Annotated in this window: 20 protein-coding genes; 18 read left to right on the plus strand and 2 right to left on the minus strand. The window is 62.5% G+C overall.

The features are described 5' to 3' along the window. The first annotated feature begins 4 nt into the window (after positions 1 to 4). The 5 genes from KW838_RS03635 (at position 5) to KW838_RS03655 (ending at position 3,892) form a co-directional block, all read left to right on the plus strand. The gene (locus KW838_RS03635; protein ID WP_007991923.1) at positions 5 to 490 is read left to right on the plus strand and encodes a flavin reductase family protein; all 486 of its coding nucleotides are present in this window, start codon (positions 5 to 7) and stop codon (positions 488 to 490) included. Between the two features lie 135 nt (positions 491 to 625). Then, complete coding sequence (locus KW838_RS03640; RefSeq protein WP_218500421.1) at positions 626 to 2,077, plus strand: NAD-dependent succinate-semialdehyde dehydrogenase; 1,452 nt, start codon at positions 626 to 628, stop codon at positions 2,075 to 2,077. A gap of 19 nt (positions 2,078 to 2,096) precedes the next feature. After that, on the plus strand, positions 2,097 to 2,486 hold the full coding sequence (locus tag KW838_RS03645; protein WP_007978697.1) for a carboxymuconolactone decarboxylase family protein: 390 nt from the start codon (positions 2,097 to 2,099) through the stop codon (positions 2,484 to 2,486). Between the two features lie 88 nt (positions 2,487 to 2,574). Beyond that, complete coding sequence (locus KW838_RS03650) at positions 2,575 to 3,327, plus strand: GntR family transcriptional regulator (RefSeq protein WP_007978695.1); 753 nt, start codon at positions 2,575 to 2,577, stop codon at positions 3,325 to 3,327. Position 3,328: 1 nt separating this feature from the next. Further along, entirely contained in the window at positions 3,329 to 3,892 is a 564-nt protein-coding gene (locus tag KW838_RS03655; RefSeq protein ID WP_218500422.1) for an NUDIX hydrolase, read from the plus strand. 693 nt (positions 3,893 to 4,585) lie between these two features. Here KW838_RS03655 and KW838_RS03660 read toward each other — a convergent pair. Beyond that, the gene (locus KW838_RS03660) at positions 4,586 to 5,425 is read right to left on the minus strand and encodes a helix-turn-helix domain-containing protein (RefSeq protein WP_218500423.1); all 840 of its coding nucleotides are present in this window, start codon (positions 5,423 to 5,425) and stop codon (positions 4,586 to 4,588) included. Between the two features lie 94 nt (positions 5,426 to 5,519). Between KW838_RS03660 and KW838_RS03665 the strand changes: the two genes are divergently transcribed. After that, positions 5,520 to 6,440: a LysR family transcriptional regulator gene (locus tag KW838_RS03665; RefSeq protein WP_256358706.1), complete on the plus strand. Its 921-nt coding sequence runs from the start codon at positions 5,520 to 5,522 to the stop codon at positions 6,438 to 6,440. Positions 6,441 to 6,576: 136 nt separating this feature from the next. Here KW838_RS03665 and KW838_RS03670 read toward each other — a convergent pair whose 3' ends face one another. Beyond that, positions 6,577 to 7,491 carry a LysR family transcriptional regulator gene (locus KW838_RS03670; RefSeq protein ID WP_218500424.1) on the minus strand — a complete coding sequence of 305 codons (915 nt, stop codon included), beginning with the start codon at positions 7,489 to 7,491 and terminating at the stop codon, positions 6,577 to 6,579. Positions 7,492 to 7,562: 71 nt separating this feature from the next. Between KW838_RS03670 and KW838_RS03675 the strand changes: the two genes are divergently transcribed. The 12 genes from KW838_RS03675 (at position 7,563) to KW838_RS03730 (ending at position 22,770) form a co-directional block, all read left to right on the plus strand. Beyond that, complete coding sequence (locus tag KW838_RS03675) at positions 7,563 to 8,603, plus strand: AraC family transcriptional regulator (protein ID WP_218500425.1); 1,041 nt, start codon at positions 7,563 to 7,565, stop codon at positions 8,601 to 8,603. Between the two features lie 617 nt (positions 8,604 to 9,220). After that, complete coding sequence (locus KW838_RS03680) at positions 9,221 to 11,161, plus strand: acyltransferase family protein (protein WP_218500426.1); 1,941 nt, start codon at positions 9,221 to 9,223, stop codon at positions 11,159 to 11,161. Between the two features lie 486 nt (positions 11,162 to 11,647). Next, positions 11,648 to 13,000 carry a UDP-glucose/GDP-mannose dehydrogenase family protein gene (locus tag KW838_RS03685; protein ID WP_218500427.1) on the plus strand — a complete coding sequence of 451 codons (1,353 nt, stop codon included), beginning with the start codon at positions 11,648 to 11,650 and terminating at the stop codon, positions 12,998 to 13,000. Then, positions 12,997 to 14,001, plus strand: coding sequence for an NAD-dependent epimerase (locus KW838_RS03690; RefSeq protein WP_218500428.1), 1,005 nt, complete (start codon positions 12,997 to 12,999; stop codon positions 13,999 to 14,001). Before KW838_RS03685 ends, KW838_RS03690 begins: the two co-directional genes overlap by 4 nt. A 166-nt stretch (positions 14,002 to 14,167) precedes the next feature. Beyond that, positions 14,168 to 14,914, plus strand: a complete 747-nt coding sequence (locus KW838_RS03695) for a sugar transferase (protein WP_102701410.1) — start codon at positions 14,168 to 14,170, stop codon at positions 14,912 to 14,914. Next, on the plus strand, positions 14,915 to 15,562 hold the full coding sequence (locus KW838_RS03700) for a CpsD/CapB family tyrosine-protein kinase (protein ID WP_218500429.1): 648 nt from the start codon (positions 14,915 to 14,917) through the stop codon (positions 15,560 to 15,562). Between the two features lie 21 nt (positions 15,563 to 15,583). Then, positions 15,584 to 16,612, plus strand: a complete 1,029-nt coding sequence (locus tag KW838_RS03705) for a polysaccharide biosynthesis/export family protein (RefSeq protein WP_102701412.1) — start codon at positions 15,584 to 15,586, stop codon at positions 16,610 to 16,612. 16 nt (positions 16,613 to 16,628) lie between these two features. Continuing rightward, entirely contained in the window at positions 16,629 to 18,221 is a 1,593-nt protein-coding gene (locus KW838_RS03710; protein WP_218500430.1) for a Wzz/FepE/Etk N-terminal domain-containing protein, read from the plus strand. Then, positions 18,218 to 19,312, plus strand: coding sequence for a glycosyltransferase family 4 protein (locus tag KW838_RS03715; protein ID WP_218500431.1), 1,095 nt, complete (start codon positions 18,218 to 18,220; stop codon positions 19,310 to 19,312). The genes KW838_RS03710 and KW838_RS03715 overlap by 4 nt, the downstream gene beginning before the upstream one ends. Beyond that, positions 19,309 to 20,676 carry an O-antigen ligase family protein gene (locus tag KW838_RS03720; protein WP_218500432.1) on the plus strand — a complete coding sequence of 456 codons (1,368 nt, stop codon included), beginning with the start codon at positions 19,309 to 19,311 and terminating at the stop codon, positions 20,674 to 20,676. The genes KW838_RS03715 and KW838_RS03720 overlap by 4 nt, the downstream gene beginning before the upstream one ends. Beyond that, positions 20,673 to 21,641 (plus strand): glycosyltransferase family 2 protein, encoded by a 969-nt coding sequence (locus tag KW838_RS03725; protein ID WP_218500433.1) that lies wholly within the window; start codon positions 20,673 to 20,675, stop codon positions 21,639 to 21,641. The genes KW838_RS03720 and KW838_RS03725 overlap by 4 nt, the downstream gene beginning before the upstream one ends. Then, positions 21,634 to 22,770, plus strand: coding sequence for a glycosyltransferase (locus KW838_RS03730; RefSeq protein WP_218500434.1), 1,137 nt, complete (start codon positions 21,634 to 21,636; stop codon positions 22,768 to 22,770). Before KW838_RS03725 ends, KW838_RS03730 begins: the two co-directional genes overlap by 8 nt. Position 22,771: the final 1 nt, after the last annotated feature.

Consider the following 22,771-nt stretch of genomic DNA (forward strand, 5'->3'; position numbering starts at 1 on the left):
GAAAATGATCGAACCCGGCATTTACAAAGACGTGATGAGCTCGTTCCCGTCCGGGGTCACGGTGGTCACCACCCTGGACCCGGACGGCGGCATCGTCGGCATCACCGCCAGCGCCTTCAGTGCGCTGTCGATCGACCCGGCACTGGTGCTGTTCTGCCCCAACTACGGCTCCGACACCTACCCGGTGCTGCGCGACAGCAAGCAGTTCGCGATTCATTTGCTGTCCGCCGACCAGACCGCCGAAGCCTATGCCTTCGCCGGTAAAGGCAAGGACAAGGCCAAAGGCATCGAGTGGCACCTGAGCGAACGGGGCAACCCGATCCTGGCCAAGGCGACGGCCATCATCGAGTGCGAACTGTGGCGCGAATACGATGGCGGTGATCACGCGATCATCGTCGGCGCGGTGAAGAACCTGATCCTGCCCGAGCAACCGGTGACGCCGATGATCTACCACAAAGGCAAGCTGGGCCCGCTGCCTGCCCTGGCCTGATGGCTGTACACAATCCCCCTGTGGGAGCGGGCTTGCTCGCGAAAGCGGTGGGTCAGTCATATTAATGTCGACTGACACTCCGCCTTCGCGAGCAAGCCCGCTCCCACAGGTTCATCACTTTTTTCAGGAGCCGGCATGAGCCCAGCAGCCTCGTTACTGTTCCGCCAGCAGGCCTACATCAATGGCCGATGGCTGGATGCGCCCGATGGTGCGCAACAGGACATCTTCAACCCGGCCACCGGCGAGTCGATCGGCCAGGTGCCGAACCTCGGCGCCGAGCACGCGCGCCTGGCCATCGAGGCCGCCAACAAGGCCTGGCCGGCCTGGCGTGCGCTGACCGCCAAAGAGCGCAGCAATACGCTCAAGCGCTGGCATGCCCTGATGCTGGAAAATGCCGATGCCCTGGCCGAAATCCTCACCCTGGAACAAGGCAAGCCATTGGCCGAAGCCAAGGGCGAAATCCTCTACGCCGCGAGCTTCATCGAGTGGTTCGCCGAGGAAGCCAAGCGCATCTACGGCGACACCATTCCCAGCCACAAGGGCGATGCGCGCATCGTGGTCAGCAAGGAGCCGATTGGTGTGGTCGCGGCCATCACGCCGTGGAATTTCCCGGCAGCAATGATCACCCGCAAGGCCGGCCCGGCGCTGGCCGCCGGTTGCCCGTGCATCGTCAAGCCGGCTCCGGAAACACCGTTCTCGGCACTGGCCATGGCCGCGCTGGCGGAACAGGCCGGCATTCCAGCGGGTATTTTCAACGTGATCACCGGCGACGCCATCGCCATCGGTGGCGAGCTGACCGCCAGTGCGCAGGTGCGCAAACTGTCGTTCACCGGCTCCACCGCCATCGGCAAACTGCTGATGGCCCAGTGCGCGCCGACACTTAAAAAGGTCTCGCTGGAACTGGGCGGCAACGCGCCGTTCATTGTCTTCGACGACGCCGATCTGGAACGTGCCGTCGACGGTGCGCTGATCGCCAAATTCCGCAACGCCGGGCAGACCTGCGTCTGCGTCAATCGCTTCCTGGTGCAGGCCGGCATCCACGATGCCTTTGTCGCACGCCTTGCCGAACGGGTTTCGCAGCTCAAGGTCGGCAGCGGCTTCGAAGAAGGTGTCACCCAGGGCCCGCTGATCAACGAGCGTGCCGTGGCCAAGGTCGAAGAGCACGTGCAAGACGCCCTGGCCCAGGGTGCACGACTGCTGTGCGGTGGCGAACGTCATGCGCTGGGCAACGGTTTCTTTCAGCCGACCGTGCTCACAGGCGTCACCCCACAGATGAAAGTCGCCCGCGATGAAACCTTCGGTCCGCTGGCCGCGGTGTTCCGTTTCGACTCCGAGGCCCAGGCCATCGAGATGGCCAACGACACCGAATTCGGCCTCGCCGCCTACTGCTACACCCGCGACCTGGGCCGCGCCTGGCGCATGAGCGAGGCGCTGGAGTACGGCATGGTCGGGATCAACGAAGGGCTGATTTCCACCGAAGTCGCCCCCTTCGGCGGCATCAAGTCCTCGGGGCTGGGCCGTGAAGGGTCGAAGTACGGCATCGAGGATTATCTGGAACTCAAATACACCTTGATGGGCGGCCTTTGAGCCCACGGGAGCTACGCAAATGAGCAACGAAAAATACGAAAAAGGCCTGAAGATCCGCACCCAGGTGTTGGGTGAGGCCTACGTCAAGCGCTCCATCGAGAACGCCGACGACTTCACCCGCCCCTTGCAGGAGATGGTCACCGAGTATTGCTGGGGTCATGTCTGGGGTCGTGAGGGGTTGTCCCTCAAGGAACGCAGCATGATCAACCTGGCGATGATCTCGGCCCTCAACCGGCCCCATGAACTCAAGCTGCATGTGCGCGGCGCCTTGCGTAACGGCCTGAGTCGTGAGCAAATACGCGAAATATTGCTTCAGGTCGGCATTTATTGCGGTGTCCCCGCTGCCGTAGACAGTTTCCGGCTCGCCCGTGAAGCCTTCGCCGAAGCCGATGCCGAGGCCTCCAGTTAACCCTTGGCTGTTTGATCCGACCGAGCACCGGGATTCCCGTAATCGAAGTGCTCTTTTTGCATGGACAGCCACAATCAGAGCGGACCCCATGAAACGCCTGCCACTCGACGACAGCTTCAAGGTCAATCGCAACCCCGTCACCCTGCGCGAAATCGTGCTGGATAAACTGCGAAGCGCCATCATGAACTTCCAGCTCCTGCCGGGAGACCGTCTGGTCGAACGCGATCTGTGCGATCGCCTGGGCGTCAGCCGTACTTCCGTGCGCGAAGCCTTGCGTCACCTGGAATCCGAAGGCCTGGTGGAATTCGCCGATGCCAAGGGCCCGCGTGTGGCGATCATTACCCTGGCCGACGCCGTGGACATCTACGAGCTGCGCTGCGTGCTCGAAGGGCTGATCGTGCAACTGTTCACCCTGCGTGCCAAGGCCAAGGACATCAAGGCCCTGGAAAAAGCCCTCGAAGAAAACCGCAAGGCGCTCAAGGACGGCGAACTGCAACAGGTCATCGATTCGGTGCAGGGTTTCTACGACGTGCTGCTCGAAGGCTCGGGCAACCATGTCGCGGCCACCCAACTGCGCCAGTTGCAGGCACGCATCAGCTACCTGCGGGCGACCTCGGTGTCCCAGGAAAACCGTCGCGGCGCCAGCAACCAGGAAATGGAGCGCATGGTCGAGGCGATCAAGGGCGGTGACCCGCTGGCCGCCCACCAGGCTTGCGTCGACCACGTGCGCGCGGCCGCAGCCGTGGCCCTGGACTACCTCAAGCGCAAGCAGGAAGAAACCGGCGACGTCCCGGCGATCACCCTGCCCATCGCGCTGAAAGAACCGCGCATAGGTCGCTGAGATGTTCAGCCCGAGCTTTTGCCCCAAGTGCGGCAGCGCTGATCTCGGTCAGCAGCTGCCGCCGGGCGATACGCACGAGCGCCTGATGTGCCGCGGTTGCGGATACATCCACTACATCAATCCGAAAATCATCGCCGGCTGCATCATCGAGCAGGACGGCAAGTACCTCCTGTGCCAGCGCGCCATCCCGCCGCGCCCCGGCACCTGGACCCTGCCCGCAGGCTTCATGGAAAGCGGCGAGACCACCGAACAGGCGGCCTTGCGCGAGGTCTGGGAAGAAAGTGGCGTGCGTGCGGAAATCGTCTCGCCCTACTCGATTTTCAGCGTGCCCAAGATCAGCGAGGTGTACATCATCTTCCGCGCCATCGCGCTGGAGATCACCGGGCAATACGGGCCGGAAACCCTCGACTACAAGTTCTTCGCGCCTGAGGAGATTCCCTGGGACAGCATCTACTATCCGGCGATCCGGCAGATTCTCGAGCGTTATATCGAGGAGCGGCAGGCCGGGGTTTATGGCATTTACATGGGCAATGATGACAGCGGGAAGATTCACTTTATTCGCTGATTCGTCTTTGCTTTTGACTGTGTACCTGGAAAAACGGAACACCGCCCGGCCTGTAGGAGCGAGCTTGCTCGCGATGGAGGTCAACGATGATGCGGGGAGCCTGACACCCCGCGGTGCCCTCAGGTTTTTCGCGAGCAAGCTCGCTCCTACAGAGCCCGCCGGCCTGATTCTGATGCGTGCGTGTTTCCCTGTAGGAGCTGCCGAAGGCTGCGATCTTTTGATTTTGATTTTTGACGATGTCGAAAGAGCGGAAGATCAAGATCAAAAGATCGCAGCCTTCGGCAGCTCCTACAGGGGGCGTGCGTTTAGCCGAAGAGCAGGTTCGCCCCCACAGTGGGTCGGCGTACAACCCCACCACTCAACAGGCCGAGCGTTAGCTCGCCTGCAGCTTTTGATCTACCCGCCCCCTCGGCAGGCTGAGCGGAGGTGTTCATCCGGGGATGGGCGCGCAGCGCCGTTCGACGCAGTCGAACTCATTGCATGTAGGTCGAAGCGAAGCCGACCGGAGGGCAATGCCCCCGGATGAATACCGCAGCGAAGGAACCCCGAGCCTCAGCGAGGGGGCCGTACGTTCGGGGCGAGCGTTTTTTTGGTTACTTTTTTTAGGCGCTTGTAAAAAAAGTGACTCGCCGTAAGGGCGAAACCATAAGCCACCGTTACCGCAGCAACGGATATGTACACCACACCCAACAACTACACCCCCAGACGAAACTGCTTAGGCGTAACCCCAAACCGCTTACGAAACGCCCGAATAAAATTACTGGCCTGCCGATACCCCAACCGCTCGGCAATCCGCTCAATCGGCTGATCGCCGGCCGTCAACCAATGCCGCGCCAACTCCAGACTATCGCTGCGACTCTGTTGCGCCGCCGCAGTCTGCCAATGCCGCAACATGCTCTGATGCAAAAACGCATTCGCCCCCAACAACGGCTCATCCAGGCTAACCGCTGGCAGGCTCAAACACGGATGTGCCCCCTCCAGCACCTCGATACCCGCGCTACGCAACCACTGCCCGGCCGCCTGCTGCGGGGTCAGGCGAACGCTGACAAACACCTCGGCCGGCGCCCGCCCCAAACGTCGGGCGATGTTGCGCACCAACGTCAGGGTCGCCGCATCGAGGCCGAAAAAATGCGCCTGCCGGCCAGCATTGCGCAGGTGCAGGCGGGCCTGCCCGTCACCCTCCTCCAGTTCCGCCACCACATAATTGGTCACCCGTGGCAGGAAATCAGTGAAGCACGCCAGGCTCGCGCGCAAGGTGGCCGCGGAGTCCAGCAGGATGTTCAAACCCCGCAACGTGGTGGTCGCCATGCCATTGACCAGTTCACAGCCAAACGACGCCCCCGCGCCCGCACGTTCGCATTCGTTCCACAGGCGCTCGACCAGGTGCGCAGGCACCTGCAGGTCCTGCCCTTCGAGCAACGAAAGACAGATGCCGGCCCGTTGCAGCAGTTGGTCCTGACACAGGCCGGACTGCCGGGCATGGCTGAGAATGGTGCGGGTGAAGGCGCTGGAAATGAACGGTTGGCTGGTCATGGCAGGTTACGGCGAGAAGACAGGCGTGTACTTATGCCAGCCTCTGTGTTATCGATCCAATGCATTAAAAGTATCCGCCAAATGCAGGAGACGCATGATGGATCTACGACAACTCCGCCACCTTGTCGCCCTGGCCGATTACCGCAATTTCGGGCGTGCCGCCGAGGCGATCAACCTCAGCCAACCGGCCTTCAGCCGCAGCATCCAGACCCTGGAGCGCGACCTCGACTGCGCGCTGGTGGAGCGCAGCAGCCGAGAATTCCGCCTGACGGGCCAGGGTGAACTGGTGCTGCAACATGCCCGGCGCCTGCTCGCCGGCAGCCAGGCCCTGCACAACGAACTGACGCAATACAACGGCCTGACCGGTGGCGAGCTGCACTTCGGCTGTGGTCCGTATCCGGCACAGTTGCTGGTGCCCGAGGCGCTGGCGGAATTCATCCAGGCGCACCCGGCGATCCGCATCAGTTTCCACCAGGGCGACTGGGAACAACTGGCGGTCTGGCTTCGTGAACAGCAGATCGAATTCCTCGTGGCCGACGCGCGGTACTTCACCGGCGACCCGCAATACCAGGTGCAGCTGTTGCGCCCCCGGCGCGGGCGGTTCTTTTGCCGTGTCGGTCACCCCCTGGCGCACCAGCAGGACCTGTCCCTGCGCGCCCTGCTCGACTACGCGGTGGTCGGCACGCGAATACCACCGATGATTCGCAAGATCCTCGCCGACGCGCAGGGCGAGGCGGACTTCAACCCAAGCGTGGAATGCGCGCAGTTCGATGCCATCCGCCGCGTGGTGATGCGCTCCGACGCAGTGGGCATCGCGACCATCGAGGCCCTGGCCGAACTCGCCGACCAGGGCCTGATCCGCCTGCTGGAGTTTGCCGATGTGCCCAAGGACGACCCCGGCCTGCAATTGCACTACGGCATCGTCAGCCGCGCGGGGCACTCCCTGACACCGGCGGCACAGGCGATGGTCGAGGCGGTGCTGACGGTTGACCGGCGGTTGTTGGCATCGAACTAAGGCTTGCCTGCAACGCCGCAATCCTTGTGGGAGCGAGCTTGCTCGCGATAGCGGTGTGTCATTCAACAATGATGTCGCCTGACACGGCCCAATCGCGAGCAAGCTCGCTCCCACAGGGTTCGGCGTTGCCTTGGTGTCACGCACGCCGCGCCAGCGCCTGCAATGCCCGGGGCTCACCGAGGGCGCGCAGCAGGCAATGCATCGCCTCCTCGCGGCTGCGCTCGAAGCGATAGCGGGACTCGATGTACAGCGCCAGCTTCAACTCCACGGGTTCGTCCAGGGGCAGCGGCACGTGTTGCAGGCCCAGCACACCGGCGACCCGGCTTGGCAGGCTGATGCCAAGTGGCTGGCGGTCGGCGATCAGCTTCGCGGCCAGGGTGCTCTGGGTGCTCATCGCGACATGGCGGCGCAGGCCTTTCAAGCCCAGCTGCAGGTCCACCGGGCTGAGTCCGTCGCGGCGGCTCGACACCTGAATCTGCGGTTGCTCCAGGTATTCCTGCAAGGTGCGCGGCGGCGCCTTGAGCGCGGCGCCATAGGCGAACACGTAATGGTCGGCGGGCAATGCCTGTTTGTGCAGGCCGGCCAGCCCGGCCAGCGGCTGGTCGAGGTCGATCAGGATATCCAGCTTGCCGCTGGCCAGGTCCTGCAAGGCGTCACGGCGCCGGGGCTGGAAATATCGCACCTGCCAATCGGCATGGGGCGATTCGAGCAAGGCATCGAGCAACACCGGTTGCAGGCAATCCAGGCAACTGATGCGCAGCAGCGGATTGTTCTGCCGCGCGGCGGGGATCATGCGCAAGCCATCGCGCAATGACTCGAGCGCCGCACGCACGTAGTCGGCCAGACGATGGGCGACCAGTGTCGGCGTCACGCCCAGGCGACTTTTGATGAACAGCGGATCGCCGCACAACTCGCGCAGGCGACGCAACGCATTGCTCATGGCCGGTTGCGACAGGCACATCACCTCGGCGGCACGGGTGACGCTGCGCTGCTGGTAAATCGCATCGAAGGCGAGCAACAGGTTCAAATCGAGCTGGCGTAAATCAAGCATGGTCTTGCTCCGGCAAATCGCTTAACGTCGGGCAGCCTAACCAGTGTTCCGGAACAAGCTGTGAGCCCTACATGACAAAAAGCGATCAGCCACTGCACGATCAATCCATACCCAATGCGTTCTACGCGCCGACCCTGCTGCCGGCCATCGAAGAGTTGCTGGCCCGTGGTGTGGACCGCGAACAGATCGAAGGCCTTTTTCGTCGCAGCCTGTTCGAGTTGCGCACGCCATTCATGCGCGTTCCGCTGTTCATGTCGCGGCGCTTCTGGGCGTTTGCCCTGGAACAGACCGGCGATCCGCTGATCGGCCTGGCGGCCGGTCGGCGTTTCGTTTCCACCGCCACCAATGGCCTGACGTACCTGTTCGACGTGGCCGACTCACTGGACAGCGCCTGCCAGTATTTCGTGCGCTTCTTTCCGTTTTTCAACGGGCACTTCCAGGCGCAGATCGTGCGCGGCGGCGACAACGTCGAACTGCGTCTGCTCGATCGCGGCAGCGTGAAAGCCGGCGCAGCCACCGCCGATTACATCCTCATCAGCCTGTGCAGCATGTTGCGGCGCAAGTTCCTCGCCAGCGGCCTCGGGCGCGATCCGGTGCTGGGCATCGGGCTGACCGGACCCTGCACCGCCAACCCGCAGGATCACGAGCAAGCCTTCCGTGCCCCCGTGCAGTGGCAACAGGCGCAACACTCGATCCGCCTCGATCCACAGCTGTTCGTCATCCCGTTGACGCCGGGCAATCATGAACTGGAGCAGACACTGGTGGAATTGCTGGAACAGACCCGACGCAACAGCGAACCGACCTTGCTGGAGCAAGTCTGCGACCACTTGATCGTCGACCTCGCACAAGCCAACTGGCAGCAATGGTGTGGCACCCAGCATCTGCTCGAGCGCACCGCAGCCCGACGCTTGAAGGCGTTGGGCTGGAGTTTTTCCGAGTTGCTCGACGAGTACCGCCGCTACCGGGCCCAAGACTTTTTGCAGGGGACAGACCTGGAGCTGGTGGAGATTTCCGACCGCCTGGGCTACAGCGATGTACAAAGCTTCAATCGTGCATGCCTGCGGTGGCTGGGGTGCGCGCCGGGCGCCTGGCGAGCCCGGCAAGGACAATAAAAAGGTTCTTTACTCACTCCCGGGAAACTGTAGGAGCCAGCCTGCTGGCGATGGACTCCAGTGCGCCGCGTTGATCCGGTTCACCCGCGTTATCGTTGACGACCATCGCTGGCAGGCCAGCTCCTACAGGGGACCGCGTTGATCCAGTTCACCCGCGTCATCGTTAACGACCATCGCTGGCAGGCCAGCTCCTACAGGGGACCGCGTCTATCCAGGTCACCTGCGTTATCGTTGACGACCATCGCTGCGATGCGGCGACCCGACAAGCCAGCTCCCACAGGGGACCGTGCCCACGCGGTAAAAGCCACAAAAAACAGTGCGATACCTCGGGTTCGTGCAGTGGTGATGGTAGTCGGGTAAAGCGCAGAACCCTGTGGGAGCGAGCCTGCTCGCGAAAGCGGTATGTCAGTCACATCGATACTGGATGTGCCGCCGTCTTCGCGAGCAGGCTCGCTCCCACAAAAAACCACGCTCGTGCGCCTCGGATGCCATCGTTTTTTGCGTACCCCCGGTTTCCAGCTACAAATGATGGGTGGGTTGAGTGTCCGCAAGCCTGACAGCGATTGTCACGGGTCGGACATCGATGGATGGCTGCGGTTTTAGGGATGGGCAGGCGCATGGCTCAAGGCAAGTATCGCTCCGACATAGATGGGCTGCGCGCTGTCGCGGTGATTGCAGTGTTGCTGCATCACCTCAAGGCGAGCCTGTTGCCCGGCGGCTACGTGGGCGTCGACATCTTCTTCGTCATCTCGGGATTCCTGATCACTTCCCAGGTGTTTTCCGAGGTCAAGCGCAATGCGTTCTCGCTCAAGGGCTTTTATCAGCGGCGCATCAACCGCATCGTGCCGGCGCTGGCGACGGTGCTGCTGGCGACCGTGATCGCCGGGGCCTTCATCCTGTCTCCGGTCGATCTGGTCCGGCTCAACGTCAGCGCCCTGCTCTCGCTGCTGGGCGTCTCGAATATCTACATCTGGGTCAAGTACGGTAACTACTTCGCCGCCGATGCCAGCGAAGCGCCTTTGCTGCACACCTGGTCGCTGGGTATCGAAGAGCAGTTCTACGTCATCTGGCCGCTGTTCATCGTGTTGCTGTATCGGCTGGCGCCGCGTTACGTGTTGCCCGTGCTGGCCATCGGCGTGGTGCTGGCGGTGGGGGTTTCCGAGTACGCGACGGGGGTCTTCGCCACGGCCGCCTACTATCTGCTGCCCACGCGTTTTTTCGAACTGATGCTGGGCGGGCTGTTGGCGATCTACCTCCATTCACCGCGCGTGATCGGCAAACGGGCGGCCCATGGCTATGCGCTGGCGGGCTACCTGCTGATCGGTTTCTCGCTGTTTGCCTTGAACCCCGACTCCACCTTTCCCGGGATCAACGCCCTGATTCCCTGCCTGGGCGCCGCCTTGCTGATCCTGGCCGGCAGCGGTGAACGCCACTCACGCCTGCTCACCAGCCGGCCCATGGTGTTTATCGGCCTGATCTCCTACTCGCTGTATTTGTGGCACTGGCCGCTGATTGCCTTCCTGAACTACGTGGAAATCCCCATCGACCTGCCCGTGGGCGCGCTGCTGATTGCCGCCTCTGTCCTGCTGTCGTGGCTGTCCTGGCGGTACGTCGAGGTGCCGTTTCGCCGTACCGGGGCAGGCCTGCACTTTGCCCGGGTGTTCACCCGCCGGTTTGCCCTTCCGGCGTTGGGGCTGGCTGTGCTGGCAGGGCTGAGCCTGCAGTTCAACGGTTTTCCACAACGCTTCAACGCCGACGTTTCAGCGCTTGAAGGGATGACCCTGAACAAGCCTGCCGAGGTCCGCCGCGGCTGCCATGTGCCCAATGCGCTGTACCAGACCGAACCCAATGAGCACTGCCGATTGGGCGCAACCAAGGAGGCGCTGGACGGCATCATGATCGGCGACTCGTTTGCCAATCACTTCACCGGCATGGTCGACATTCTGGCCAGGCCCGACAACATCATGCTCATGGACTACACCATGGACTCTTGCCCGCCAATCCTCGGCTACACCGCCGAAATGCCTCCGGTGTATGCGGCCCATTGTGCGAAACGCAACGAGCGGGTGTTCAGCCTGATCGAGCAGAACAAGTATCGCTACGTGGTACTGGCGGCGATCTGGCCCAAGGATGACCGGGCCAGGGATCTGGTCGAAGCGAGCCTGCGGCGGGTGGTGGAGAACAGCGGCCAGGTGATCGTCATCCTGAGCAACCAGCACATCGAAAAGGCCGCGAGTTGCCCGATTCGCCGGCTGATGTTCGGCACCGGGCGCAACTGCTCGGTCGTCCAGAGCACACTGGCGCCGTATTGGGCGGACGTGCGGGCCAGGTTCCCGCAGATACGCTTCATCGACCCCAACCAGGTGATATGCCCGGCCGGCGTGTGCAGTCCGATCATCGAGGGTCAGTTGCTGTACCTGGACGACTCACACTTGAACGAAGTGGGCTCGCGGGTTATCGGCCACACCTTGCTCGATCGTGGCTTCTCCCTGCTGCACGACCCCAAGGCGAAACCGCAAACCGCCGACGCAAGGCGGGGTGCCAGCGTGGTCAATTGACACCGCCTCCCCCGCTCCCGGGCGCTCCGGTAGAAGGTGCGCCCGACTCATGAAAGTGCCATTGGCCAGCCCCCCGTCGACCTGTCAGATCATTGAATTTTGCAATGACCCCGAAAGGCAACATGCCAATAGATTGTCGGTCGATTCTTGACGCTGGCATATCGCCACATACGCGCAAGAACGGTCGGACCTTGGGGAAAAGCGTCAAGAAACCGGTGACTCAAATCTGACACACTCAAGCTGCTACAACCCTTGTATTTCGCGGCTTACGACCGTTTATCGCTTTCTTTGGACTCTCGCCAAAAACCCGAAATCGGGGGAAAACCCAACAGTGGTGCGCGTTTGATGGCAATTGGCCCCCCGAGTTTGGGGGTGTCTTGCCCTTTTAACATGCCGGATGGTTGACGCGGTTTTCCGAGGCTGGTCTATACCCCTTTTTACAGTTTTCACTTCGCGACTCTCCACTGTCTTACGAGGCACGCCAATATGGACGTGAGCGTATTTGGTACGGGCTATGTTGGCCTGATACAAGCAGCGGCACTGGCCGATGTCGGACATCGTGTCTTGTGTGTCGACATCGACCCGAACAAGATCCGGCAACTGCAACAGGCCGTGCCACCGATCAGTGAACCAGGGCTTTCCGCCACCCTTGAAGAAAACATCAAGGCCGGTCGCCTGCTCTTCACCACCCAGGCCAGCGATGCGGTGGAGCATGCCGACCTGATCTTCATCGCCGTCGGTACGCCCGCCGACGAAGACGGTTCCGCCGACCTCAGCCATGTGCTGAACGTGGCCCGGCAGATTGCCAGTTACATGGAGGCCGACCGCACCCTGATCATCAAGTCCACGGTGCCGGTCGGCACGGCGGACCAGGTCAGTGCCACCGCGGTCGAAGAGTTGCAGCGCCGCGGCAAAGGCTCGTTGAAGGTTCGGGTGGTGTCCAACCCGGAGTTTCTCAAGGAAGGCAGTGCCCTGGCCGATTGCATGCGCCCGGACCGGATCATCGTCGGTACCGCCGACGATGAAGCCCGCGGCCAGATGAGCGACCTCTACGCACCGTTCTGCCGCAACCACGAAAAACTGATGTTCATGGACAATCGCAGTGCCGAGCTGACCAAGTACGCGGCGAACGCGATGCTGGCCACGCGCATCAGCTTCATGAACGAACTGGCCAACCTCACCGAGTTGCTGGGCGCCGATATCGAAGCGGTGCGCAAAGGCATCGGTTCGGACCCGCGCATCGGTTACCACTTCATCTACCCCGGTTGCGGCTTCGGCGGTTCCTGCTTCCCCAAGGACCTGCGCGCCCTCCTGCACACCGCCGAGCACTGCGGCATGCCTTTGCGTCTGCTGCGTAGCGTGACCGAGGTCAACGACCTCCAGCGCCATATCCTGTTCAGCAAACTCAAGGCGCAATTTCCCGGCGGGCTGGCCGGCAAATCCATCGCCTTGTGGGGCCTGGCGTTCAAACCCAACACCGATGACATGCGCGAAGCCCCCAGCCGTTATCTCATGGAGGCACTCTGGGCCGAAGGCGCGAGCGTGCAGGCCTACGACCCGGAAGCCATGTCCGAATGCCGGCGCCTCTACGGCTACCGCGACGACCTGCATCTGTGCGCCACCCGCGATGACACACTCGAAGACGCCGATGCCCTGGTGATCTGCACCGAGTGGAAGAACTTCCGCGTGGTCGACTTCGACCTGCTGGCGAGCAAACTGCGCTGCCGGGTGATCGTCGACGGGCGCAACCTCTACAACCCGGAACAGGTGGCGGCTGCCGGCCTGCACTACAGCGGCATCGGCTTGCGCCACATCGTGCCCGAGGCCTTGCGTCCATGAAGATTCTCGTCACCGGAGCGGCCGGCTTCATTGGTGCCCATTGCGTGCTGCGACTGTTGCGCGACGGCCACCAGGTGTTCGGCCTGGACAACTTCAACAGCTACTACGACCCGCAACTCAAGCACGATCGTGTGCGTTGGGTGCAGGAGCAGGCACGCCCTTTCCAGCTCGCAACGGTTGACCTGGCCGATACGCCGGCCATAGAGGCGCTGTTTGCCAGGGAGAAACCCGAGGTGGTGATCCACCTCGCCGCCCAGGCCGGGGTGCGCTACTCCCTGGAAAATCCCCGGGCGTACCTGGACAGCAACTTGAGCGGTTTCCTGAACATCCTCGAAAGCTGCCGCAACCACCCGGTCAAACACTTGATCTACGCCTCGTCCAGCTCGGTGTATGGCGCCAACCAGCACACACCCTACTCGGTGCGCGATGGTGTCGATCATCCGCTCTCGCTGTATGCCGCGACCAAGAAGTCCAACGAGTTGATGGCCCACAGCTACAGCCACCTGTTCGGTATTCCCTGCACCGGGCTGCGCTTCTTCACGGTATACGGCCCCTGGGGACGGCCCGACATGTCGCCGATCCAGTTCGCCCGGGCCATCGCCGAAGAGCAGCCACTGAAGCTGTTCAACTACGGCGAGCACCAGCGGGACTTCACCTACATCGACGACATCATCGAGAGCATCACGCGGCTGATCGAGTGCCCGCCGCAAGCCAATGACCAATGGGACCGCGAACACCCGGACCCGGCCACGAGCATGGCGCCCTGGCGGATTTTCAACATCGGCGGCCAGCACCCGGTAGCGCTCAAGGATTATCTGGCGCTGCTGGAAAAACACATGGGTCACAAAGCCCGGGTCGAGCTGCTGCCGCTGCAACCCGGCGATGTGCTCAACACCTGCGCCGATGCCAGCGACCTGGCACACGCGACCGATTTCCAGCCGCGCATCGAGCTGGATGAGGGACTTGGGCGCTTCGTTGCCTGGTTCCGCGCTTACTACTAACCAAGTAATTAAACATTTAACACTAATCAAATAAGTAATTAACTGACTAATACCAATTAACTAAGTAACAAAGCGATAAAAAACAATTAACTAAACAATAATCTGTTTAGCACTAACTAACTGCCTATCGCCCACGCCGCACGCGGCTGAACTTTGCGGAGGAATTATGACTGGTCATGAGAAAAGTGTGCCCCTGGATGCAATGCGCAGAGACAAGCGCATGGACCCCGAGCACCGCATGCGCATGGACGCCGCCATTCACATGCAGGGACGTGGCTGGATTACCGGTCGCGACGGTGGCCGACCCTGGACCCTGTCGCGCACCAACCGCGTGTTGGCCAGCTGCGGTGCGCTGCTGATCCTGGTGCTGATTGCGCCGGTGCTGCTGGGCCTGGCGCTGGCCATCAAGTGCACCAGCCCGGGGCCGGTGATGTTCGTGCAAAAGCGCACCGGTTACCGCGGCCGCCTGTTCGGCATGTACAAGTTCCGCACCATGGTCATCAACGCCGAGGAGCTCAAGGAGTCCCTGCGGCACCTGAACAAGCACGGCGCCGACGCCATCGATTTCAAGATCGACAAGGACCCGCGCATCACCGGCATCGGCGGCTTTCTGCGGCGCACCAGTCTCGACGAGCTGCCGAACCTGTTCAACGTAGTGAGCGGCGACATGCGTCTTGTCGGCCCCAGGCCCACTTCGTTCAACGCCTACCGCTACAAGGACAATCACCTCGTTCGCCTGAGTATCTACCCCGGCATGACCGGCCTGTGGCAGATCTCCGGGCGCAGCAATATCGATTTCGACCAGCGTGTCGAGCTGGATCTGCGTTACATCGCCCAACAGAGCCTGCTGCTTGATTTGAAGATTCTGTTGAAAACCCCTTTCAAAGTATTCAGCGGCCACGGAGCGAGTTAAATGGACGGTTCAACTGCTAAAAGCCTCAGCATTGCCAGCCCGAGCGAGTCCAACCTGACATCGACCGTGCTGGACCAGGACCTGCGGATCCTGTTCCTGACCGCCGCCAACCCCGGCGCGGGCACCACCACCAGCGCCCTGGCGCTGGCCAGCCAACTGGCGCAGATGAGCAGCGGCCTGGTGCTGCTGGTGGACGCCAGCCAGTCGGCGACCAACCTCACGCAACAGTTGGGGCTGACCCGGGAACGGGGGTTTCACGACTTGCTGTTCAACACCCAGAACCCGCCCTTGTTGCAGGACTGTGTGGTGGACGTGTCCAGCCTGCCGTTCCACGTACTGCCGTTCGGCCGCCACCCCCGGGGCAACGAACACCTCACACCGGAACGCCTGGGCCCGCTGCTCGATCAACTCGGCAGTCAATACCGCTTCGTGGTGATCGACGGCGATGCCGTGTATTCGGATTCCGACACCCTGGCCATCAGCACCCAGGCGGACGGCGTGGTCATGGTCGTTCGCTCTGAAGACACCCGCTGGGAAGTGGCCCAGGCCGCGGCCCAGCGCCTGAGCCAGGCTGGCGCGAAACTGGTCGGCAGCGTGTTCAACCGACGCAAGTACTACATGCCCAAGTGGCTGTACAAAAACCTGTGAGCCACCAGAAAGGATGACGCCATGAACGCCAAGATGCTTGTCCTGCTGTTGCTGCCGCTTGCAGGTTGCTCCAGCACTTCCTCCGACCAGTCCCAAAGCATGCCGGTGCAGATCCTCACGGCCCCGCCGGCCAATGCCCAGGCCACCGACGTGCCCAAGGTCGAGCAGACCTTGCGGCCACAGGATGTACTGGACGTGATTTTCCACATCAGCACCAGTGGTTCCGACGCCTATCGCGTGCAGTCCGGGGACATGATCTCGCTGAACTTCACCGCCGCCAGCCAGCTCAACGGCAACCAGTTGGTGCTGCCCGACGGCACCATCGAACTGCCTGGGGCCAACACCTCGGTGAAAATCGAGGGGCTGACCCGCGATCAGGCACGCGAAGCGATTCAGCGCGCCTACGACCGCAAACAGCTGTTCCAGCCCAACCGCAATCAGCTGTCGGTGAACCTGGTGAGCCCGCTGACCAATGAGCAGAACCTCAAGTCCGTGCTCAACCACCCCGGCACCGGCATGAGCCGGGAAATCACCGTGGGCACCGACGGCTACGCCAGCTTCCCGGAAATCGGCTCCGTGCCGCTGCAAGGCATGACCGTCAACCAGCTGGAGGCCTACCTCAATAAACGCTACGCCACCTTGCCGGGCCGCATGACCGTGGACGTGCTGCTCAAGTCCACCGCCGGCAACGAGATCTTTGTGCTGGGTGAAGTCGGCCAGCCGGGCTCCTACCCGATCCGCCGCCCGGTATCGGTGCTTGAGGCCCTGACCATGGCACGCGGCTCCAACGTCAAGGCGCGCCTGGACTCGGTGATGATCATGCGGCGCAACGGCAACCAGGTGGTCGCGCATCGTTATGACGTGGAGAAAGCCTTGTCCGGCGATGCCTCGCAGATCGCCTACCTGCAGGCGGACGACATGCTGTACGTGCCCAAGACCAAACTGGCCAGCGCCGGCGAACTCGCCCGGCAACTGGCGGACGTGGTGTTGTTCCAGGGCGTGGGCATGAGCTTCAGCTATCGCGTCGACAACAAAGACAGCAACGACTAACTCACAGGTGACCGCCATGAATCCAAAGGAAAACTACCTGCATGAGTTCTTCAGGATCTTCTTCGCCAACAAGCAATTGGTGAAACGAGTATTCCTGATCTTTGCAGTGATCGCCGTGGTCTTGCCGCTGATGCTCAAGCAGAGCTTCGATATCACCGCCCAGGTGATCGTGCAGTCCAAGAAGCTCTCCCAGGGGGATGCCACCAGCACCCTCAACCAGGAGAACGCGTCCTTCATTCCGCCGTCGCTGGCGGACATGGAGACCGAGAGCAATATCCTGCGTTCGCCGGCCTTGATTCGCCAGACCATCGACCAGTTGCGCGAAAAGGGTGAGTACACACCGCCCGTGAGCGTCTTCAACAAACTGCTGGTGCAGCCGTTCAAACGGTATGTCAGCAATCCCGTTCGCGAGCAGGTGATCAACCCGCTTCGCAACATGCTGGGGCTGCAGACCGATCCGGTACGCGACACTGCGCTCGATGTCCTCACGCAGGAAGCGTCCGACGCCCTCAAGGTTGAAACCTTGCCAGGCTCCAACGTGATCTCGATCGTCTACAGCTTCCCTGACCCGGCCCAGGGCACCCGCTTCGTCGCCGCCCTGCTGCAGAACTACCTGGTCAACCGCCAGGAAATGCAATCGATCGACCTGCCGCAGAGCTTCTACGAAACCAAGAAATTGCAGTACCAGGTGCGTCTCGATGGCCTGGAAGCCAACCGCCTGGCCTTGCTCGAAAAGATCGGCTCGTCCGATCCCAAGGAAGAAATCACCTTCCGCCTCAACGCGATCAACACCGAGGAGCAAGCGCTGAACCTGTATCAGGACCGGTTGCTGCAAAGCCAGCGCTGGCTCGAATACCTGAAAACCAACCTGGCCAGCGCCAACAACGCCCGGTTCAACGACTACACCTTCCCCTACACCTTCACCACCACGGTCGACAACGTCGCGTTCGAAGACCGCGAGATCAAGCAGCTGGGTGAGCAACTGACGACCCTGGTCAGCCGCTACATGAGCGACCTGGCGATCTTCCAGCCCAGCAGTGAACCGATGCTGCTGGCACGTGAGCAAATCACCCGCACCCGTGGGCAGTTCCTGAAGATTGTCAGCAACCGGATCCAGGAGCGCACCAGCGACCTGGCGACGGTCAGCTCGATCATCGACCAGAAAACCGCGCGCATTGCCGAGTTCAAGAACCGCATCCACCAGTTGCAGGAAACCCAGAGCAAGCTGCGGCAGATGGACACCGAGATCGATGCGCTGCATGCGGCGTTCTCCACCTATGCCCAGCGCTTCGCCGAAAGCAGCACCGCGCGTGCGCTGGACAACGACCTGTCCAACGCCCGGGTGCTCAGCCCGCCGTTCGAACCGACTGAGGCGGCGTTCCCCAAACCGCTGCTGATCATTCCGTTCGGGCTGTTCACCGGTCTGCTGCTGGCGATTGCCCTGGTCTACGTGCGTGAGTTCTTCGACCACCGCTTCAAGCACCCTGCGCAAATCAGCCATGAACTGGGCTTGCCGGTGCTGCTGGTGCTCAACGATCAAAGCGTCCTGCCAAACAATCCGCACAAGAACTGGAGCGTTCCGGCCCTCGTGCATTGGGTGCGCAATTGAACGCGGCGCTCGGCACCCCCCGCGACCTGCCGATCATTCATTTGCTCAGCAGCGGCGGCTTCTATGGGGCCGAGCGGATGCTGCTGGACCATTGCCTGGCGACGCCGGGGCAGCACCAGGTGCTGTTTCTCGATGCGCCGCCAGAGCTGATCGCGCGTTTTCGCCAGGCCGGTGTCGATTGCCTGGGCTGCGCGGGCCTGGGCGCGTTGCTGGGGCATTTGCGCCAGCGTCGGAACCGGCGGCCACTGATCAATACGCACAACTTCAAGGGCCTGCTGTTCGGCTGGGTCGGCGCCACGCTGTTGCGCCTGCCCCTGGTGATCACCCAGCACGGCTTCACCCCGCGCAGCCGCAAGCAGAAGTTCTACACCTGGCTGAGCCTGCAACTGTGCCGCACGGCTTCGGTGGACCGGGTGGTGTGTGTCGCCGAAAGCATTGCGGTGCTGCATCGCCAGGCCAACGTGCGCACGGACAAGTTGCAGGTGATCCCCAACGGCCTGCCGGCGGCCAACGACCTGCTGCCGCACAGTGGCGCACGTCAACGCTGGCTGGCCGGTTACGTCGGGCGCCTGAGCAGTGAAAAAGGCCCTGACCTGTTTCTCGATGCGCTGATCCCGTTGTGTCAGCAGTATCCGCAACTGGATGCGGTGATGCTCGGCGACGGGCCGGAGCGGGAAAGCCTGCAGGCGCGCATCGACGAGGCCGGCATGCAGGCACGCATCACGTTGCCGGGTTACCAGACCGACATGCGCGCCTGGTGGCGGCAACTCGATGCGCTGGTGATCAGCTCGCGCACCGAAGGCACGCCGATGATTCTGCTCGAAGCGATGCAGGCCGGCGTGCCGGTGGTGGCCTTTGGCGTCGGCGGGATTCCCGATGTCGTGCAGGACCGCCACAACGGCCTGCTCGCCGCGCCCACCGACAGCGCCGCCCTCGCCCGCCAGATCGGCACGCTGGTGCGAGACCCGGCACTGGCCGGCGAGTTGATCGAAAACGCAAAACGTACGCAACGGGATCGCTACGACCTCAAGGCCCTGGCCGAACGCTGGTCGCAGCTTTACATCCGCACTGCACGGGAGGCACGCGCGTGATTTTTCCACTCTCGATCGTCAGTTTGCTCGGCCTGGTCTGCCTCGGTCTGCTGGCCAGCCCCTATCCGTACCTGGCGCCGGGCGCGGTGCTGGGCCTGGTGGGTGTCGCGGTGCTGTACCGCAAACCGGCCTGGGGCCTGCTGGGCATTGTCGCCATCCTGCCGTTCGAGGGGCTGTTCAAGGACAACGCGTTATCGGGCTCCAAGTTCCTCGGAGCTTCGCTGGCGCTGATCCTGATGCTGCAACTGGCGATTCGGCAACTGCCGGCCGATCGCCTGCGCAGCAATATCTGGCACTTGCTGGTCGGTTTCATGCTGCTGTACCTGCTGAGCCTGTTGAACACCGACGACATGGGCATCTCCCTGGGCCACCTGCGCGAATTGAGCGTCGGCCTGATTCTGTTTGTCATCACCCTGCTGGTGGCGCGTGAGTTGAACCTCGACATGTTCGCCCGGCTGGTCGCCATCAGTGTCGCGGTGACCTGCGCCATGGCCATGTTCTCCACCAAATACCAGGACGCGGGCCGCGCCTCCGGACTGCTCAAGGACCCGAACAACTTTGCCCTGCTGATCGCCTTCGCCGTGCCCATGGCGCTGTTGCTGGTGGTGCGCAGCCCGAACCTGTTGCACCGGTTGTTCTGGGGGGGCTGCACCCTCCTGTTGCTGGGCGGCATGACCAAGACCGATTCCCGTTCCGGGCTGGTGGTGTTGTTCCTCAGCCTGTTGATCGGTGCGTGGCATTACCGTGCACAGTTGCCACGCATTCGTCCGCGTCACCTGGGCTTTGCCATGCTCGGCCTGGCGATTGTGATTCCGCTGGGGTTCTATGCGATGCCGGCCGGTTACGTGGAGCGCATCCAGTCGCTGAGCATCCTCAGTTCCGGGGCCAAGAGCCAGGACCCGTCCCTGGGCCGTCGCGCCTCCTACATTGTGGTCGGCAGCTCGATGATTGCCGAGAACCCCTTGCTCGGCACCGGCCCCGGCACCTTCCCGCTGCATTACGCCACCACCGGTTACGCCAAGGCCTTTTCCATCAAGGGCGAGACCCAAGACCTGTACCGGCGCGCCCACAACACCTACCTGGAAATCTTCAGTGAACTGGGGATTCCCGCCGGCCTGATGTTCGTCGGCATGCTGGCCCTGGGGTTGTACAACCTGCTTCGCGCCCGAAGGGCCTGGCTGTTGCGCGGGGACGCAGCGCGAGCCGATGTGATGACCCACCTGAGCATGAGTTTTCTGTCATTGACCTTGTTCCTGATGTTCCTCAGCGCGCCGAACCACAAATACCTGTGGATCATGCTCGCGTTGACCAGCGTGCTGCGCACCAAGGCCGAAGACGCCCCGTTGACGGAGGCCAAGGCATGACCCGCATCAGTATCGTCATCCCGATGTACAACGAAGCCCGGCACATCGCCCGGACCCTGTTTGCGGCACAACATGCCGCCGATGCGGCCAGGGTGGAATGCGAGTTGATCGTGGTCGACAACGGCTCCGACGACCAGGGCCCGCACATCGCCCGGCAGTTCGGCGCCCAGGTGCTGGTCCTGCCCGGCCTGCTCATCGGCGCATTGCGCAATCGCGGCGCGGCGATCGCCCGTGGTGAATGGCTGGCCTTTATCGATGCCGACATCGAGATGCCGGAGAACTGGTTCGAACTGCTGTTCGACCTCGAATCCGTCGGCCAGGCCGATGTCATGGGGCTTGACCTGCACACCCCGGCCGAAGCGCCGTGGTACGCCGATGCCTGGCAGCGCCGCACCTTGCGCCCCGATACGCAGCCGCTGCATGCCGTGCAATGGCTGCCCAGTTCCAACCTGCTGATGCGCCGTCGCTGGTTCGACAAGGTTGGCGGTTTCAATGAACAACTGCGCACCGGCGAGGACAAGGAACTGACCATGCGCCTGGCCGACGCCGGCGCCAGGCTGCGCTCGGTGAACCAGAGCGTGGCGCTGCACTGGGGCTACGAAGGCAGTTGGCGCGAATGGATGGGCAAGGAACTGTGGCGCCAGGGCAGTCATCTGCAACTGCTGCGCACCCATGGCCCGAGCCTGCGCCTGCTGCGTTTTCCGCTGCTGTCGATGGCCGCCTGGGGGATCGACTTCCTGGCCATTTCCGCCCTGCTCGACGGCTTCCCCCACCATGCGGTGCTGATGCTGATGCTGACTCTCCTGCCCGCCCTGGGCCTGAGCCTGCGCCAGAGTGCCAAGCACCACGACATGCGCCTGACCTTGCAACTCTGGGGCCTGCACTGGGTGCGCCTGCACCTGGCGGGCGCCGGATTCATCCTCAGCCTTTGTCATTGGAATGCCAGGAGGCCCGCCCGTGGCTGAATTCATTTTCTGGTTGTGCCTGTTGCTACCGGTCTACGCCTACCTCGGCTACCCCCTGTTACTGACGTTGCTGGCACCCTTTTATCGGGCACCGCGTCATGGACCGGCGCAACCGATGGACGTGAGCATCGTGATTGCCGCCCACAACGAGGCACGGCATATCGAGGAAAAACTGCGCACCGTGCTGGCCCAGGATTACCAGGCCCGCTCGCTGCACATCATCCTCGCCAGTGACGGTTCGACCGACGACACCGTGGCCTGCGCCCGCAGGGTCGATGACCCGCGCATCAGCGTGCTCGACCTGCCCCGCCAGGGCAAGGCGGCGACGCTCAATGCCGGGGTCGCGATCAGCAGCGGCGCGATCCTGGTGTTCACCGACGCCGACAACCAATGGTCCACCGACACCCTCGGCCATCTGCTCGCACCGCTCAACGACCCGCAGGTCGGTGGCTGTGCCGGGCACATGGTGATCCCGGTGACCGGCAAGGGCCTGAGCATTGGCGACAGCCTGTATCGGCATTACGAAGGCTGGCTGCGCTACGTGGAAAATCGCACCGGCTGCATGGTCTCCGCCGACGGCGCATTGCTCGCCCTGCGTCGCGAGTTGTTCCAGAACGTGCCGGCGGAGGTCAACGACGACTTCTTTATCAGCACCTGCGCACCGGCGGCCTTCAAAAAGATTGTCTATGTGCCCCAGGCCCGGGTCATCGACCAGGGCGTGGACGAAGCCGACAAGCAGTTCCGCCGCCGTCAGCGGGTCACGGTCGGTGGCCTGCAAAGCCTGGCCCAGCGCCGCGAGCTGCTCAATCCGCTGACCCACGGCCTGTATGCGATTGCCCTGATCAGCCACAAGCTGATCCGGCGACTGGCGCCGATCCTGTTGCTGCCGTTGCTGCTGAGCAATTTCTGGTTGTGGGAAGACCACGACTTCTATCGCCTGAGCCTGATCGCGCAACTGCTCGGCTACACGGTAGCCATTGCCGGCCTGCTGGATTCGCAACACCGCTTGCCCAAACCCTTTCGCCTCGCCGCGTTCCTTCTGGTGACCCTTGCCGGGATGAGCATTGGCCTGTGGCAGTTCCTGCGCGGTCAGCGTTACGCCCAATGGAACCCCGAGCAAAATCGATGAG

Source organism: Pseudomonas sp. PDM27, assembly GCF_019219205.1.
Lineage (GTDB): Bacteria > Pseudomonadota > Gammaproteobacteria > Pseudomonadales > Pseudomonadaceae > Aquipseudomonas > Aquipseudomonas laurylsulfatiphila.

What these genes read in the sequence shown, in the direction of transcription:
- KW838_RS03635 (WP_007991923.1), top strand. Translation starts at nt 5, where the DNA reads ATGATCGAACCCGGCATTTACAAAGACGTGATGAGCTCGTTCCCGTCC.
- KW838_RS03640 (WP_218500421.1), top strand. Translation starts at nt 626, where the DNA reads ATGAGCCCAGCAGCCTCGTTACTGTTCCGCCAGCAGGCCTACATCAAT.
- KW838_RS03645 (WP_007978697.1), top strand. Translation starts at nt 2,097, where the DNA reads ATGAGCAACGAAAAATACGAAAAAGGCCTGAAGATCCGCACCCAGGTG.
- KW838_RS03650 (WP_007978695.1), top strand. Translation starts at nt 2,575, where the DNA reads ATGAAACGCCTGCCACTCGACGACAGCTTCAAGGTCAATCGCAACCCC.
- KW838_RS03655 (WP_218500422.1), top strand. Translation starts at nt 3,329, where the DNA reads ATGTTCAGCCCGAGCTTTTGCCCCAAGTGCGGCAGCGCTGATCTCGGT.
- KW838_RS03660 (WP_218500423.1), bottom strand. Translation starts at nt 5,425, where the DNA reads ATGACCAGCCAACCGTTCATTTCCAGCGCCTTCACCCGCACCATTCTC.
- KW838_RS03665 (WP_256358706.1), top strand. Translation starts at nt 5,520, where the DNA reads ATGATGGATCTACGACAACTCCGCCACCTTGTCGCCCTGGCCGATTAC.
- KW838_RS03670 (WP_218500424.1), bottom strand. Translation starts at nt 7,491, where the DNA reads ATGCTTGATTTACGCCAGCTCGATTTGAACCTGTTGCTCGCCTTCGAT.
- KW838_RS03675 (WP_218500425.1), top strand. Translation starts at nt 7,563, where the DNA reads ATGACAAAAAGCGATCAGCCACTGCACGATCAATCCATACCCAATGCG.
- KW838_RS03680 (WP_218500426.1), top strand. Translation starts at nt 9,221, where the DNA reads ATGGCTCAAGGCAAGTATCGCTCCGACATAGATGGGCTGCGCGCTGTC.
- KW838_RS03685 (WP_218500427.1), top strand. Translation starts at nt 11,648, where the DNA reads ATGGACGTGAGCGTATTTGGTACGGGCTATGTTGGCCTGATACAAGCA.
- KW838_RS03690 (WP_218500428.1), top strand. Translation starts at nt 12,997, where the DNA reads ATGAAGATTCTCGTCACCGGAGCGGCCGGCTTCATTGGTGCCCATTGC.
- KW838_RS03695 (WP_102701410.1), top strand. Translation starts at nt 14,168, where the DNA reads ATGACTGGTCATGAGAAAAGTGTGCCCCTGGATGCAATGCGCAGAGAC.
- KW838_RS03700 (WP_218500429.1), top strand. Translation starts at nt 14,915, where the DNA reads ATGGACGGTTCAACTGCTAAAAGCCTCAGCATTGCCAGCCCGAGCGAG.
- KW838_RS03705 (WP_102701412.1), top strand. Translation starts at nt 15,584, where the DNA reads ATGAACGCCAAGATGCTTGTCCTGCTGTTGCTGCCGCTTGCAGGTTGC.
- KW838_RS03710 (WP_218500430.1), top strand. Translation starts at nt 16,629, where the DNA reads ATGAATCCAAAGGAAAACTACCTGCATGAGTTCTTCAGGATCTTCTTC.
- KW838_RS03725 (WP_218500433.1), top strand. Translation starts at nt 20,673, where the DNA reads ATGACCCGCATCAGTATCGTCATCCCGATGTACAACGAAGCCCGGCAC.